This window comes from Alienimonas californiensis, assembly GCF_007743815.1.
In the GTDB taxonomy this organism is placed as follows: domain Bacteria; phylum Planctomycetota; class Planctomycetia; order Planctomycetales; family Planctomycetaceae; genus Alienimonas; species Alienimonas californiensis.
This window is the reverse complement of record NZ_CP036265.1, coordinates 1,146,750-1,160,426: the sequence shown is the minus strand read 5'-3', so window position 1 is coordinate 1,160,426 and position 13,677 is coordinate 1,146,750. Positions and strand designations below refer to the sequence as shown.

14 protein-coding genes are annotated in these 13,677 nt (G+C 70.8%); 7 read left to right on the top strand and 7 right to left on the bottom strand.

The genetic code is table 11. The features are described from left to right. Positions 1–103 precede the first annotated feature (103 nt). Positions 104–1,516, bottom strand: a complete 1,413-nt coding sequence (locus CA12_RS04535; protein WP_145357691.1) for an MFS transporter — start codon at positions 1,514–1,516, stop codon at positions 104–106. Between the two features lie 229 nt (positions 1,517–1,745). On the opposite strand from CA12_RS04535, the gene CA12_RS04530 reads away from it, so the two are divergent. Next, on the top strand, positions 1,746–2,111 hold the full coding sequence (locus tag CA12_RS04530) for a hypothetical protein (RefSeq protein WP_145357690.1): 366 nt from the start codon (positions 1,746–1,748) through the stop codon (positions 2,109–2,111). Positions 2,112–2,125: 14 nt separating this feature from the next. Here CA12_RS04530 and CA12_RS04525 read toward each other — a convergent pair whose 3' ends face one another. Together CA12_RS04525 and CA12_RS04520 are read right to left on the bottom strand one after the other, a co-directional pair. Then, positions 2,126–3,088 carry a PepSY domain-containing protein gene (locus tag CA12_RS04525; protein ID WP_145357689.1) on the bottom strand — a complete coding sequence of 321 codons (963 nt, stop codon included), beginning with the start codon at positions 3,086–3,088 and terminating at the stop codon, positions 2,126–2,128. Positions 3,089–3,284: 196 nt separating this feature from the next. Then, positions 3,285–4,499 (bottom strand): cytochrome c, encoded by a 1,215-nt coding sequence (locus tag CA12_RS04520; protein WP_145357688.1) that lies wholly within the window; start codon positions 4,497–4,499, stop codon positions 3,285–3,287. 204 nt (positions 4,500–4,703) lie between these two features. Between CA12_RS04520 and CA12_RS04515 the strand changes: the two genes are divergently transcribed. Both CA12_RS04515 and CA12_RS04510 read left to right on the top strand, forming a co-directional pair. Next, positions 4,704–6,149: a hypothetical protein gene (locus CA12_RS04515; protein WP_145357687.1), complete on the top strand. Its 1,446-nt coding sequence runs from the start codon at positions 4,704–4,706 to the stop codon at positions 6,147–6,149. A 101-nt stretch (positions 6,150–6,250) separates the two neighbouring features. Next, entirely contained in the window at positions 6,251–7,555 is a 1,305-nt protein-coding gene (locus tag CA12_RS04510; RefSeq protein ID WP_145357686.1) for a Mur ligase family protein, read from the top strand. Here the strand turns inward: CA12_RS04510 and CA12_RS04505 are convergent. After that, positions 7,528–7,830 carry a hypothetical protein gene (locus CA12_RS04505; RefSeq protein WP_145357685.1) on the bottom strand — a complete coding sequence of 101 codons (303 nt, stop codon included), beginning with the start codon at positions 7,828–7,830 and terminating at the stop codon, positions 7,528–7,530. The two genes, CA12_RS04510 and CA12_RS04505, sit on opposite strands and share 28 nt — an antisense overlap. Between CA12_RS04505 and CA12_RS04500 the strand changes: the two genes are divergently transcribed. Beyond that, positions 7,829–8,338, top strand: coding sequence for a hypothetical protein (locus CA12_RS04500; protein WP_145357684.1), 510 nt, complete (start codon positions 7,829–7,831; stop codon positions 8,336–8,338). The genes CA12_RS04505 and CA12_RS04500 overlap by 2 nt on opposite strands. Positions 8,339–8,348: 10 nt before the next feature. Here CA12_RS04500 and epmB read toward each other — a convergent pair whose 3' ends face one another. Continuing rightward, positions 8,349–9,374: an EF-P beta-lysylation protein EpmB gene (gene epmB, locus CA12_RS04495; RefSeq protein ID WP_242688118.1), complete on the bottom strand. Its 1,026-nt coding sequence runs from the start codon at positions 9,372–9,374 to the stop codon at positions 8,349–8,351. Between the two features lie 145 nt (positions 9,375–9,519). Between epmB and efp the strand changes: the two genes are divergently transcribed. Together efp and CA12_RS04485 are read left to right on the top strand one after the other, a co-directional pair. Next, positions 9,520–10,089 carry an elongation factor P gene (gene efp, locus CA12_RS04490; protein WP_145357683.1) on the top strand — a complete coding sequence of 190 codons (570 nt, stop codon included), beginning with the start codon at positions 9,520–9,522 and terminating at the stop codon, positions 10,087–10,089. 114 nt (positions 10,090–10,203) lie between these two features. Beyond that, a complete protein-coding gene (locus CA12_RS04485) occupies positions 10,204–10,416 on the top strand; it encodes a hypothetical protein (RefSeq protein ID WP_145357682.1) in 213 nt (70 codons plus the stop codon). Here CA12_RS04485 and CA12_RS04480 read toward each other — a convergent pair. Next, entirely contained in the window at positions 10,352–11,566 is a 1,215-nt protein-coding gene (locus CA12_RS04480) for a sterol desaturase family protein (RefSeq protein WP_145357681.1), read from the bottom strand. The genes CA12_RS04485 and CA12_RS04480 overlap by 65 nt on opposite strands. A gap of 157 nt (positions 11,567–11,723) precedes the next feature. Between CA12_RS04480 and CA12_RS04475 the strand changes: the two genes are divergently transcribed. Beyond that, positions 11,724–12,662, top strand: coding sequence for a hypothetical protein (locus tag CA12_RS04475; RefSeq protein ID WP_145357680.1), 939 nt, complete (start codon positions 11,724–11,726; stop codon positions 12,660–12,662). Between the two features lie 27 nt (positions 12,663–12,689). Here the strand turns inward: CA12_RS04475 and CA12_RS04470 are convergent, their stop codons facing one another. Beyond that, positions 12,690–13,625, bottom strand: a complete 936-nt coding sequence (locus CA12_RS04470; RefSeq protein ID WP_145357679.1) for a SirB1 family protein — start codon at positions 13,623–13,625, stop codon at positions 12,690–12,692. Positions 13,626–13,677: the final 52 nt, after the last annotated feature.

The following is a 13,677-nucleotide window of genomic DNA, read 5'->3' as shown; positions in this document are numbered from 1 at the left end:
GATCCGACACGCCGCCGTCGGCCGTCGACCGCTTGCGGTTTCGCGGGGCCGGCGAGTTCCCGCGCCCGCGAAACCGCACGCGACGTTCATCCCCGGCGGCGACTCAGGCCCGCACCGGCGGGCGGAGGAACGGAGCGGTCAGGGCGATCGCCGCCAGCAGGCCGCCGAACAGCAGCAGCGCCGGGTTCTCCGAGCCGAGTTGTTCGCGGCTGAGGGCCACGAGCACCGGCCCCGCGGCGCACGCCGCCACGACCAGCGTCTGCACCGAGCCGCGGATCGCCCCCAGCGCCGCCACCCCGAAGAACCGCGGCCACAGCACGTTCATCGTCACGTTCAGCAGTCCCTGGGCCGACCCGAACGCCGCCATCATCCCCCAGGCGAGCCGATAATCCTGGGCGAAGAACAGCAGCCCGCACCCCGCGGCCGCCAGCAGGCCGAACACGCTGAGCAGGAACCGCGGCGGAATGCGGTCGGCCAGCACGCCGCCGAGGAACTGCCAGCCCGCCATCATCCCGGCAAACACGGTGAAGCAGACGGCCGCGTCCGCCTTGCTCACGCCCCGTTCGGCCAGCATCGTGAGCAGGTGATAGAAGATCGCCGTCGCGATCATCCCCCACAGGCCCGAAACCGCCGCCCCGTACCAGAATTGAATCGTGCGATAGGCCTGCGCGGCGGTGAGGGAGGCCCGCGGGGCCGGCGCCGGGGTCGCGCCGCCGAACGGCGACGGCGAACCGGGGGACGCCACGTCGGAGGCGGCGCCGTCCACGTGTTGGCCGACGTCTTCCGGACGGTTTCGAAACACGAAGAACAGCACCGGCAGCAGGATCGCCGCGTTCGCCAAGCCGAGGAACAGGTAGCCCTGCCGCCAACCCAGGCCGGCGAAGCCGCCGGTCGCCGCGGCGTCCGGGACGCCGGAGATGACGTATAAAAACACTGCCGGCAGGAAGGCGATCGCGGCGCTCTGCCCCAGCGCCACCAGTCCGCCGGCCAGACCCAGGCGACGGTCGAACCACATCGCCGGGGCGTTCGAGGCGACCAGCGTCAACGCCCCCTGACCGAGCGTCCGCAGCAAAAAGAAGCCCAGGGCCAGCACGACGAGGTTCGGGGCGAACCCGGTCACGGCGCACCCGCCGGCCAGCCCGATCACCAGCCAGATCGCCACCGCCCGCAGGCCGTATTTATCGATCAGCAGGCCGACCATCGGCAACGGCGTCGCCGCGACCAGCGAGGCGACCATATACGTCAGCGACAGCGCCGTCTCCGAGACCCCCAGATCCGCCAGGATCAGCGGGTTGAACACGCTGACCCCGTACGTCTGCCCGACCCCGGTGCCCGCGTGCAGCAGCGCCGCGACCGGCACCATCAGCCAGCCGTAGAAGAACCCCCGACGCGGCGCCGCCGGCGGGGCCGGTTCGGCGTGGGCGACCGGCTGGCTCGGCCGAAGCGCCCGTTTGGGGTGCGCGGCGGGAGCGGGAGCGGGAGCGACGGCGGGACGATCCGCGACGGCGGTGGGCACGGGAGACGCAGAACCGGGGAGGGCGGGGGGCGCGGGTCGCGATGGGGGGAGCGCGGGCGACCGACGGCGGCGGGATAGTCGATCTTTCGCGGCCTGTCGATCGGGGCAACCGCGGGACCGCCCCGGCGGGGGCAAACCATTTCAATCCATTTCGGCCGATGGGTCGGGCTGGCGCCCATCAGGTTAGAGTGGCGTCCCTTCCGCACTCCCCCCAGCAGGAGGTCGCGCCGTGGACGACCCGCTGCGTATGCATTTGATCAGCGGGCTCCGTGAACTCGCGGATCTTGAAGTTCAGAGAACGCTCTGGACCGGACAAATTCCGCATCAGATGGGGTGTTTCACGGAAGCGGTGTGCCGTGCGTTCGACGACAGCAACCTGGACGAGCAGCTTGAGGACCCGCTGGGCGTGCTCGGCCTCGGACCGGGAACGACCGAATTGCTGGGCCGGCTGCTCGACGCCGTTCGCTCGGTCGATGAGGGGCAGGCTCTCGAAACGATGATCGAATCGCCGGAGATGCACACGGTCCGTCGCCTCGCGGCGGCCGCATTGGAGTCAATGAACGTCTCGCCCCAAGGAACTGACGAGGGACCGTGACGGGCTCGGCGTTTCTAGAGCTTCGTGCTGGCGTAGTAGTGTTCCATCCCGAAATACATCACTGCCGCGGTCGCCACGCTGGCGGCCAGCACGGCGGCGCCGAACAGGCGGGTGCGTTTGATCGTCCACCACATCACCAGCCCCGTCAGCCCCCAGCCGACCATCGCGATCGCCATCGCGTCCACGAACAGCGACCAGACGAACCGGTAGTTCCAGTGCGGCGGCTGGCCGTGCGAGGTGTGTAGTCGCAGGAAGAACGCCCGCGGGTTCATGCCGTCCTCGCCGGTGTAGCGTTCCACGTCGACGTGGCCGTCCTTTAACACGTACGTCACCCGGGCCGGCTCGCCGTCGACGGTGACGAGATAATTGAGCTTCGTCCACCCCAGCGGCTTGGGCGGTTGCTTCTGATCGATCCCGGCCTTTTGCAGCACGGTCCGGGCGTCCTGCTGACTGTCCAGGAACGGGTCCGGGGAGAGTTTGAGGTTCGTCGCTTTGAGGAGCGCCTCCGGTTGCTCGGCGTTCTCCGGGAAGGTCTCCACGGTCGCGGCCCCGGTGATCGGGTCGAGGTGCACCACCCGGCGGGCGCCGCCCTCCCACGTTTCGAACATCAAATCGCCGGTATATTCCGGCACGCCGTCCGGGTGCAGGGCGACCGTCGCGTCGGCCGCGTGGGCGTCGAGGGCGGCGGTGACCTGCTCGGCCAGCGCCGCCGGCGTGGGCAGGCCGATCAGGGACCCCCGAGCGTCGACCGTTTCGATGGTCGGGTGCGGGAACAGATCGTGGTGATTGAACATCGCCCCGGTCACGCCGTAGAGGAAGACCCACGGCAATAAAAACAGCCCGGCGTAGAGGTGCACCCGGCGGACGAGCATCAGCGCCCGCGATTTGAACGACCGCGGCCGGCGGGCCGGTTGCGACCGTTCCGCGGGGGCGCCCGAGTCATCGGCGTCGACGGGGGACGGTTCGACCAGAGACACGGCTTCCACTCGGGCGGGAACGCGGAACGGCGGCGAGCTTATCGATCCGCCCGCCGCCCCGCGATTTGCGGGGGGCAAGACACCCTCTCAACACCAACCCGAAGCGTCAGCGAGGGCGCTTAACGCACCCGCCGCCGCGCGGCGGGCGGCCCTCGCTGACGCTTCGGGTTCGTGGGCCGTGGACCGAACCGCCGGCTCAGCGGTAGGCGCCGTGGCAGTCGGCGCAGGTGGCGGCGGCCCGGTCGACGGCGGCCCGGAAGGCGGCGTAGTCCGGAACCTCCCGGAGGTTGTTCGGCACATCGTAGACCGCGCCGGTTTTGCGACCGGCCTCAATCGCGGCGGCAGTCAGGCCGCTCGCCCACTGCTGATAGTCCGGCTCGGCGGCGTTGTCGTATGCCTCGTGAGCGGTGAAGCGGCCCAGGGCGGCCAGGACCGCGGCCTGCCGGGCGAGGTCGTCGGCGTTCGCCGTCATCGTGTCGGCGTCGGGGGCCTCCTGTTGGAGGTATTTGAGGGCGGTTCCCATCCGCTTCATCAGGTCGCCGCGGGGGGCGTCGATCTGGCGATCGAACTCCGCGACGGCGCCGTCCGGCGGGGGGTTGCCGCCGAGGATGGAGTCCAGCGGGTCGAACGATTCCCGGGCCTCGTCCCGGGCCGTGCGGCCGCGGGAGCCGGCCGCTTCGCCCACGCGGACGGCGAGGGTGCGGACGGCGTCGGCGTTCTCCTTCCACGGCACGGCGCCGGGGTGCTCCGCGGTGATCTGAGCCATCGCCGCCAGCGCCGCGGCCTCCGCGGGCAGATCGGCCTGCATGCGGTTGAAGGCCGCCACCGTGCCGACCGCGGCGGCGATCTCGTTGCGGGAGCGTTTAATTTCGTCCCGCAGGTCCTCCGCGGAGATCACCGTCCCCCAGCCGCCGGAGTCCTCGCCCGTCGGCTCCTCGCCCACGGCCCCGGAGCCCATGCCGCCGGCCATCGCCGGGGAGGGCGTCGCCCCGCGGCCGACGTCGACCGGGGCGCCCATCGCGGGGCCGCCCGGGCTGCGGGGGGCGGACATGCCGGAGCCGATGCCCGCCAGCAGGTTGCGGGGGCCGGCGTTGGTCGTCGCCACGGCGGCGGCGGCGCCCGGGCTGCGATCCGGGGCCGTGGCGTAGGCGTCGTAGGGAATCGTCTTGTTCAACCACTTTCGCCCCGCCGGGTCCGTGAAGGGGGCGATGCCGCCGGCGTCGGCGGCCGCTCGCCCGGCGGGGGCGTTCCCTGCGGGGTCGCCGTTTGCGGCAGGGGCGCCGTTGGGCGAGGGGTCGCCGTTGGCAGAAGGGGCGCCGTTGGGGTCGGAGCCGCCGCACCCGGCCGCGGCGACCGCCCCGCACGCGGCGAGCGTCCACACGGCGAGCGGGGAGGGCGAGGCGAACTTCATCCCAAGAGTCTCCCGCCGGGGCGATTCCGGGACAACCCCGCTCCGGCCCGCGCCAATCGCGCCGGCCGGCGCCGTCCGTCGCGGCGCCGGCCGGTTCGCCCTCTCGGGGAGCCGACGGGTCCTCGGCGCGCCCGGACAGCGGGTAGGCTGACGGACGCGGTTTCCTGTCGTCGCCCGCCGCGCCCCCCGTTCGGATCGTATTGCATGCCCCCCGCCGCCCTGCCTCCCCTCCCTCGGCCGGACCGCCGCCGGGCCGGGGCCGCCCTCGCCGCGGTCGGCCTGCTGTCGCTCGCCGGCGCCGCCCCCGCCGAACCGCCGGCCCTTGCCGCCCCGGACGCCGGCGGCGATTCGTTCGCCGATCCCCATGCGGTTCCCGGGTTGGCGGCGCCGTCGCTCGCGGGGCCCGCCGACCGCTTTGAACCGACCCCGGCGCCGCTGCCGACGGCGCCGCTGCGCACGGAACCGTGGCCGTCGCTGGCGGCCCCGTCCGCCGAGTCGCTCCGCGCCCCGGCGCCGGAACGCTTCGCCGCCCCTCCGGCCGAACTCGCCGAGGACGCCGCTGACGAGGACAAGCCCGACCATCGCGGCTGGCTCAGCTTCTCCCCGCGGCGGGTGCGGACGGCGTCGAACTACGCCGGATTCACGGACTTCGGCGATTCCTTCGTCGGCGGTCCGAGCGGCGGGGCGAGCTTCTATGAAGGCAGCCTCGGCGGCGGCTACGGGGACGGGGGTTATCCCGGCGGCGGCTATGCGGACGGCGGCTACGTCGAATCGCCGACGCCGACCCTGGCGCCGGAGCCGGACCCGATCTCCTCGCCCCGCACGGCGTATCGCTCGCAGGATCTGGAGAACGTCGGCCCCGCCCCCGCCCCGCTGCCGATCCCGATGGGCCCCGCCGACGACCCGGCGCTGGCGGACGGCGGGTTCGACCCGGTGCCGGCCCGGCTGGCCCCCCCGCGGCCGGCCCCGCCGGCGGTCGACGACGCCCCGCTCCGGCGGCCGTCGTACGCGCTGCCCTCGGACACGGTGATCCGCAACGGCGTGCCGGTCCGCGATCTGCGTTCCCCGGAGCCCCCGCCGTACGCCCCGCACGTCGACGGCGACTCCTACCCGTATGGGGCGAACCGGTACGGCGCCGGCGCCCCGCTGCCGCCGACCGGCCTGCCCTTCGGCGACCCGTACGGCGACCGGTACGGCGAGTCCTACGGGAACCCCTACGCCGGGCTCGGCGGGTTCGGCGCCGGGCCGATCGCCAGCCTCGGCTCGGCGGGCGGCATGTGCGAACTCGGCCTGTGCGACGGCGCCGTGCCGCTGTTCACGCGGGTCGAAATTGAAGACCCGGACCACGTGCACCCCCTCGCCGTGCGGCAGGTGGTGGCCGTCGCCGACCCCCGCATCCCGGCCCCGCCGATCGGGCTGGCCAAGCTGTTCCACCGCGAATGCAAGGGCTGCCTGCACGGCTGTCGGGAGTGCGATGCGCTGTGCGACGACGGCTGCGCGTTGGTGTTCGTCGAGATCTGCGTGCCCCCCTGCCAGCCGGAGGAGGTGAAGGTCACCCGCCACGGCTACCGCGTGCACCTGGACTTCGGCAAATACGAAGTCACCCTGACCAGCCGCGACGGCTACGTGAGAGTCGATTACGACGACTAACGGGGGTGAGAAGCTCCAATGTTCAAGAACCCAAGAACCAAATATGATCGGAGCCGACGCTCCGTTTTGGTTCTTGGGTTCTTGGTCATTGAGGCTTCCGCATGAACGTCACCGTGATGGGCCTCGGCGTCCACGGCGGCGGGGCCGGGGCGGTGCGGTCTTTCTGCCGACGGGGGGCGCGGGTCACGCTCACCGATCGGCGGACGGAGCAGGAGCTGGCCGAACCGTTGGCCGCCCTGGGTTGCGAGCCGGCGGTGTTCAAACTCGGCGGGCACGACCCGGCGGACTTTTTGAACGCCGATTTGGTCGTCGCCTCGCCCGCGGTTCCTTATCGGCATGAATTTTTGGAGGCGGCCCGCAGCGTCGGCGTGCCGGTGACGACGGAACTGGCCGTCGCCGCCGCCGCCCTGCCGGCGAACGTGGCGACCGCCGCGGTGACCGGCTCCAACGGCAAGAGCACCACCTGCGCCCTGCTGCACGCGATGCTGACCGCCAGGCACGCCCGCCTCGGCCGCGGCGCCGCGTGGCTGGCCGGCAACGGCGGGGGCAGTTTATTGGACCGCATGGACGACGTGCGGCCGGGCGATGCGGTGGTCTGGGAGGTGAGCAGTTTTCAACTGGAATATCTCGCCGAGGTGCAGTTCCGGGCGGACGCCGCGGTGGTGACAAACTTCGCCCCCAACCACCTCGACTGGCACGGCACGCTGGCCGCATATCGCTCCGCCAAACAGGCCCTGTTGGAGCACCTGCGCCCCGCGGACACGGCCGTCTTGAACGCGGCGGACCTGGACGTGCGCACCTGGCCGACGGCGGCCCGGCGGGTTCTGTTCGAGACCCGCATCTGTCCGCTGCCGGGCGTTCATAACGCTCAAAACGCCGCCGCCGCGGAGGCCGCGGCGCTGGCGCTGGACTGCACGGCGGCGGACGCGGAGGCGGGATTAAAAACCGCCGTGCTCCCCCCGCACCGGCTGCACTGCGTGGCCGAGCGGGGCCGCGTGCGGTTCGTCGACGACAGCGCCGCCACGACGCCGGAGAGCGTGATCGCCGCCCTGGAGGCGCTGCCGGCCCCGCTGTTCCTGATCGCCGGCGGGGCCGACAAGGGGGCCGACCTGTCCGCCGCGGCCGCCGCGATCGCCGCCCGAACCGCGGGGGCCTATTTCCTCGGCACGACGGGGCCGCGATGGCGGGAACTGACGCTCGCCGCGAACCCCCGCCATCCCGCAATCCACTGCGGCGACCTCCCCGCCGCCTTCGCCGCCGCCCTCACCGCCGCGGAGCCGACCGGCGGAACGGTGTTGTTATCGCCCGGCTGTTCGAGCCTGGATCAATTCGCCAGTTTCGAAGCCCGCGGGGCGGCGTTCGCGGCGTTGGCCGGGAGTTATTCGGCCTCTTCATCGCGAGAATAATTCTCCGGCCCGAGCGTCGGCAGCATGACCTCGGTGGCGGTCGGGTCGAGTCCTTCGGGAATCACGACGGCCCAGCGGTGCTCCTGCCCGTTCACCGTCGCCCGAACCGTGGCGGGGCCGGGCGGCAGGTCGCTAGGCTTCTGCAATGACAGGAAGCCGGGGCCAATCTCTGACACGGCAACCTCTTGATCGCCGCATAGCAGCGTCAGTGAGGTTCGTGCCGAGAAGGGCGCGGACGGAACGGTCGGCGACGACTTCGGGAGGGCCTGAATCATGATGCCGCACTTTCAGGAAGCCGCGGAACGGGCGGAACGATTCGCCGATCGGTACGGCACAGTCTACACGACGGAACTGGGGGCCGGCTACGACGGAATCGTCTTCGGAACCTCGGCTCCCTCGGCGGACAAAGCCCTTCGGCATGATCGACTGTATCGGAACGAAATCGCGGTCTATCGCCGACTGGAGCAGCAGGGAGTTCGGAGCGTCGAGGGGTTTCGCATCCCCCGCCTGATCCGTGCGGACGATGAACGTTGGACGTTCGAGATGAGTTGGGTGACGCCGCCGTTCGTCCTCGACTTCGCCGGGGCGTATCTCGATCGGGAACCGCCTTGGGCCGGCGACGAGGAGGTCTACGGCGCCTGGCTGCTCGAAAAACAGGAGCAGTTCGGCGAGCGCTGGTCGGTCGTGACCGGCGTGCTGGCGACGTTTCGCAGATACGGCGTGTATCTGGCCGACGTGAAGCCGGGGAATATTGAGTTCGCCCACGACGACGCAGACGAATAATTCCGACCCGTCACAGCGGCGTTTTGCCCGGGGCGCCGGGTTCCTCCCGCACCAGTCGGGGGACGGCGTAGCCGGGCAGGCGGGCGTGCATCTGGGCCATCAGCGCCGCGGCCCGGTCGTCGGGGACTTCAAAATGCCCGGCGCCGGCGACGCGGTCTAATTGGTGCAGGTAATAGTTCTGCACCCCGAGGTCCGCCAGCCGTTCGCCGAGGGCGCATAGGGCGTCCGCGTCGTCGTTCACCCCTTTGAGCAGCACCGCCTGGTTCAACACCGGCGTGCCGTTTTGGACGAGGGCCCGCAGCGCCGCGGCGCAGTCGCCGACCAGTTCGTTCGCGTGATTGGCGTGCACCACGACCCACGGCGTGAGCCGGGTCGACCGCAACAGGGCCAGCAGTTCGTCCGTCACCCGGTCCGGCAGGACGATCGGCAGGCGGGTGTGAACCCGCAGGCGGGTCAGGTGCGGGATGCATTCCAGCCGCTCGACGACCTGCCGGAGGCGGTCGTCGGTGAGCATCAGCGGGTCGCCGCCGCTGAGCAGGACTTCGCGGATCGACGGGTCGTTCTCCAGGTACTCGAACGCCGGCTCCCAGTCCTCCAGCCGCCGGGGGTCCTCGCCGTAGGGGTAGTGGCGGCGGAAGCAGTACCGGCAATGCACCGCACAGGCGCCGGCGAGGATCAGCAGGGCCCGGCCGCGGTACTTGTGCAGCAGGCCGGGGACGGGGCGGGCGGCGGCGTCGCCGACGGCGTCGGTCGCGTAGCCCGGCGGCGGGGGGGCCGTTTCTTCGCCCAGCGGCAACACCTGACGGAGCAGGGGGTCGGCCGGGTCGCCGGGCCGCATCCGGGCCAGGAAGCTGCGGGGGACGAACGTGGGGAACAACTTCTCCGCCGCCCGGGCCGGCTCCCGCAGGTCCTCCGGCAGGCCCAGGGCGTCGATCAGCCCGTCCGCGGTGCGGATCGACTCCGCCAGCGACCGCATGTAGGCCGGCTTCGCGGCGGACTGCGCCCGAACCGGCGCGGAGGCGGGGGCGACGGACAACGCGGGCGGGTTTCCGGGCGGGGGGCCGTTTGCTACGGTTCTCCACCGCACCACACCCCCCGTCGGCCGTCAAGGCGGGCGGCGGGCCGTTTGCGTTTCCGCTCACGCACACCCCGCACAAGGCCCCTTCACAGGGTCACGGATCATGGCCTCCATTAACGTCGGCGACTGGAAGAAGGGCTTGAAGCTGGAGTACAACGGGGATCCGTACGAGATTCTGGAGGTCAACTTCGTCAAGCCCGGCAAGGGGCAGGCGATTTATACGACCAAAATGCGGAACCTGCTCAAGGGCACGATTATCACCAATAAGTACCGCTCCGGCGATTCGCTGGAGGGGGCGGACGTGCGCAAGGGGCCGGCCCAGTTCAGCTTCCGCGACGGCTCCAACTACGTGTTCATGGACGTGGCGAGCTACGAGCAGCACCCGCTGCCGGTGGAGAGCGTCGAGGAGCGGATGCGGTTCCTCAAGGAGGGCGACACCGTCGACCTGCTGTTCTGGAACGAACGGCCGATCGACATGACGCCCCCCTCCCAGGTGCAGCTCGCGGTCACCTACACGGAGCCCGCCGCCCGCGGGAACACCACCTCCAACGTGACCAAGGCCGCCACCGTCGAGACCGGCGCCGAGGTCCAGGTGCCCGCCTTCATCGAGGAAGGCAACGTCATTAAGATCGACACCGAGTCCGGCACGTATATCGAACGCGTCTCCACCTGACGCGGCGTCTCCACCAACCCGAAGCGTCAGCGAGGGCGTCCGGCGCCGTCTCCGCTCGCGTCCCTCGCTGACGCTTCGGGCTGGTCAACTTCACCTTGATAAGAGGCCGCGGGCATGGACGCCCCCACCGTCGTCGCCGTGCTCGTCGCGGGCGCCGTGGCGTTGAAGATCCTCGCCGATCTCACCGTCCGGCACCTGGCGATGGAGCGGATTCGCCTGAAGAACGAGGCCGACGCCGCGGCGTTCGAGGCCGCGGCGCAGCTTATGTCGGAGTCTTCGCCGCCGGCCGCGGGGGCCGGCGGAACGGGTACGCGAACTGCCCCGTAAAGGTTTTGGGCGGGCGGTCCGGCCCGCCCACGCCGGTCGATTTCGGCCAGGCCCCGGCGTCGTCCGGCCCGGTCCCGGCCGGCAAGTGATGGGTGCCGAACAGCCGATCGAGCACGGGAAAGTGCACGGCGAAGTTTTTATCGATCGCCGCCCGCTCCCGGCCGTGATGCCAGTGGTGGAACCGCGGCGTGACCAGCACGCGCTCCCAGAGCGACCAGAACCGCCGCATCCCCGGCGTCCGCAGCCACGCCCGATCCGCCCGCAGGTTGCTGTGAATCAGGGTGCTGGAGAGATAAACGAAGAACAGATAGGCGTACAGCGGGCCCTCGCCGAAGCCCAATAAATACATCGGCACGACCGTCAGCCCCCGCAGTACGACCACCTCCATGAGGTGCATCCGGCTGCCGGCCAGCCAGTCCAGCGTCTCGGCGCTGTGATGCACGGCGTGGAACCGCCACAGCCGCGGGAACTTGTGAAAGGCCCGGTGCACCCAATATTGCACCAGATCGGTGAGGAACATGATCTCCAGAAATTGCAGCACGGCCGGCTGAGCGGCGATCCAGGATCGAAACGGCGTCCAGCCGGTATGATCCCGCACCCAGAACACCGGCGACAGGCTCAGATACGCCAGTCCCTGCACCAACAGACTGCTGATCAGCAGATAAAACAGGTCCTCCCGCCACTCGGGACGGAACGTCGACAGCGGGTCGTTGCGGCGCCCGAAGAGTTTTTCGAGCGGAATAAACAGCAGCCCCGTGAACGTCAGGTTCAATAAGAACCAGTCCAGCCCGAGCGACCACCGCCAGGCGTCCGGCCCGGCGGCGCTGGCGGCGTTCGCCCCGCCCAGCAGCGTCGCGGCCATCGCGGCGGCGACGGCCAGCCCGCCCAGCCACTTTTGCGGGCGCAGCGTGAGGCTGAGCAGCCCGCAGGCGAACCCCCCGGCCAACACGAGTTGCACCGCCAGCCGCACCGCCGCCACCGGATAATGCGGCCGGGCGTCCGGCATCGTCAGCAACCAGGGGTACTTCAAACACAACACCGCCCCGAGCCCCAACAGGGCGAGGCTCAACCCGGCGACGCCGGACAGCCACCCGCTCCCCAACCGCCGCCGCTCCGGCGGACATTCCAGTTCATCACGAAGAACGGTCATACCGGCAGCCGGTCGGCGGCGTGCGAGATTGGGGGGAGAAGAACGGGATGATAGCGGAGCCCGCCCGGCCGCAGGGCGACCGTCCGCCGAGGATTGTGGCCCGTCCGGCGCCGGGCTAACGTCCGGCGACCGTTCGTTCGCCTTTGAGAGGAATGTCATGATGTGGAAGCCGGTCGCCGCCGTTGCGTGTTCGCTGGCCTCGCTCACGGCGGCGACGCCGGCGTGGGCGACGAACCGCGGGTTCTTCCCCGGCGACGCCTTCTTCCACACGACGCTCACGAAGGAGGTCGCCGAGAAACTCAGGGCCGACGCCTCGACGCCGCTGCGGTACGCCACGCCCGACCACGAGGAGGGCGGCTTCTGCGGTTACACCGGCTACTGGAACGCCCGGCTACCGGCCGACAGCCCGCTCGCCGCTCGTCTGGCCGACCTGTACGACCGTTTGCGGCGGGACGTCGTGTTTCGGGAAGTCAGTCAGGCGATCGAGGACGACGGCACGGTGACGGAATGGGAAACGAACGGCTTCAACCTGTTCCTTTATAATTCCGACTACAACCCCCGCCGCCGCGGGATCGGGCTCCGCTACAACGAGACTTGGGTGGAGGACGAAATGGCCTTCGGCCCGTCGCGGGCGGGCACGCGGCTGGAGATCTTCGTCGACCACCCCCACGCAGTCAGTCAGGACTGGCGGGACGCCGCCGACGTGCCCCCGCTCAACGCGGACTGCCCGCCGTTGCCGCCGGTCCCCGCCCGCGAAGTCCTCCGTATGGCCGGCCCGATGATCGAAGAGCCGATCCGGCTCCGGGGTCCCGTCCTGGCGGTCGTCACGGAGCAGCGCGACCTCAACGGCTACTTCCGACCGCGACGCAGCTTAGACCCGTTCGAAATCGAACTGGAGATCGGCGAGACGTACTACGTCGTGACCACGGACGGCGTCACACGGCATTATTTCAACCGTAAAACGCGGCGCTGGCAGTCGGATAACTGGCCGACGTTCGAAGAGATCGAGGCGGCGGAACGCGCCGCGGACGAAGCGGCGGGAGATCAGTACGAAGAAGGCGCCCCGGCGGCGGACGCCTGGGGCGACGCCCCTTAACCGCGGCGGCGGAACGCCGCCCGCCCCTCAGTTCCACTTGCTCACCTGGGCCACGGCTCGGCTGAGGTGGCGCTTGAGGACCGGTTTCTCCGCCGTGGGGGCGTCCGGGAGGAGGGCGGTCAGCAGGTCGACCGCCTGGCCGGCGCGGCCGGCGTGGAGGGCGATCAGGGCGAGGTCGCGGCGCTCCGTATAGTCGGCCGGGCAGAGGGCCGAGATGCGCGTCTGCACCGTCCAGGCCGCGTTCCAGTCGCCGCGGCGGGCGTGGATCGCCTTCAGATTGTTCAACACCCGCACCACGATCGCCCGCGGCGGGGCCGGATGCAGGCTGTCGGCGATCTCCGCGGGGGCGAGGTCGCAGCGCTCCATCAAAAACTCGACCGCCTCGTCCGCGTTCATCACCCGACCGCCGTGGTAGGGGTCGCAGAACAGCGGGCCGGCGGCGGTGTCCAGCCGGGTCAGGAAGTGGTGCGGGGCGTTCACGCCGACCAGCTCCAAGCCCACCCGGCGGGCGACGTCCATATAAATCAGCGAGAGCAAAATCGGCAGGCCGGCGCCGGTTTCGATCACCTTGTGAATCAGGGAGCCGGCGGGGTCGTCGAAGGCGGCTTCCCCGCCGCAGAGTTCGTGTTCGCCGCACAGCACGTCGGCGAGGGCCGTCAGGGCGGCGCGGCCGTCGGGGGCGGCGGCGACCGGGCCGCGGGCCTCGACGGCCCGGGCTTTCAGCCAACGCACGGTGTCCGTCGGATCGAAGGCGGGGTCGTGATCCCGGGCGATCTCCAGCGCCACCGCGGTGAGGTTCACGTCCCGGCGGCGACAGACCAGCTTCCAGAACTCGCCGTCCGTCTCGGCCTTGGCGGGGCGTTCCTCCACGGCGGCGTCCGTTTCGTCTCGGCCCTCGTTCGCGGAGCGTTCGTCGCGGGAACCAGTCGCCGGGGCGGGGCCCGCGGTCGGCGATTCGGACATGACGTGCGACACGGGGACGGAGCGACGGGAGGAGGAAATAGAGACTGTCCAA

What these genes read in the sequence shown, in the direction of transcription:
- CA12_RS04520 (WP_145357688.1), bottom strand. Translation starts at nt 4,499, where the DNA reads ATGAAGTTCGCCTCGCCCTCCCCGCTCGCCGTGTGGACGCTCGCCGCG.
- CA12_RS04515 (WP_145357687.1), top strand. Translation starts at nt 4,704, where the DNA reads ATGCCCCCCGCCGCCCTGCCTCCCCTCCCTCGGCCGGACCGCCGCCGG.
- CA12_RS04510 (WP_145357686.1), top strand. Translation starts at nt 6,251, where the DNA reads ATGAACGTCACCGTGATGGGCCTCGGCGTCCACGGCGGCGGGGCCGGG.
- CA12_RS04500 (WP_145357684.1), top strand. Translation starts at nt 7,829, where the DNA reads ATGATGCCGCACTTTCAGGAAGCCGCGGAACGGGCGGAACGATTCGCC.
- CA12_RS04505 (WP_145357685.1), bottom strand. Translation starts at nt 7,830, where the DNA reads ATGATTCAGGCCCTCCCGAAGTCGTCGCCGACCGTTCCGTCCGCGCCC.
- efp (WP_145357683.1), top strand. Translation starts at nt 9,520, where the DNA reads ATGGCCTCCATTAACGTCGGCGACTGGAAGAAGGGCTTGAAGCTGGAG.
- CA12_RS04485 (WP_145357682.1), top strand. Translation starts at nt 10,204, where the DNA reads ATGGACGCCCCCACCGTCGTCGCCGTGCTCGTCGCGGGCGCCGTGGCG.
- CA12_RS04480 (WP_145357681.1), bottom strand. Translation starts at nt 11,566, where the DNA reads ATGACCGTTCTTCGTGATGAACTGGAATGTCCGCCGGAGCGGCGGCGG.
- CA12_RS04475 (WP_145357680.1), top strand. Translation starts at nt 11,724, where the DNA reads ATGATGTGGAAGCCGGTCGCCGCCGTTGCGTGTTCGCTGGCCTCGCTC.
- CA12_RS04470 (WP_145357679.1), bottom strand. Translation starts at nt 13,625, where the DNA reads ATGTCCGAATCGCCGACCGCGGGCCCCGCCCCGGCGACTGGTTCCCGC.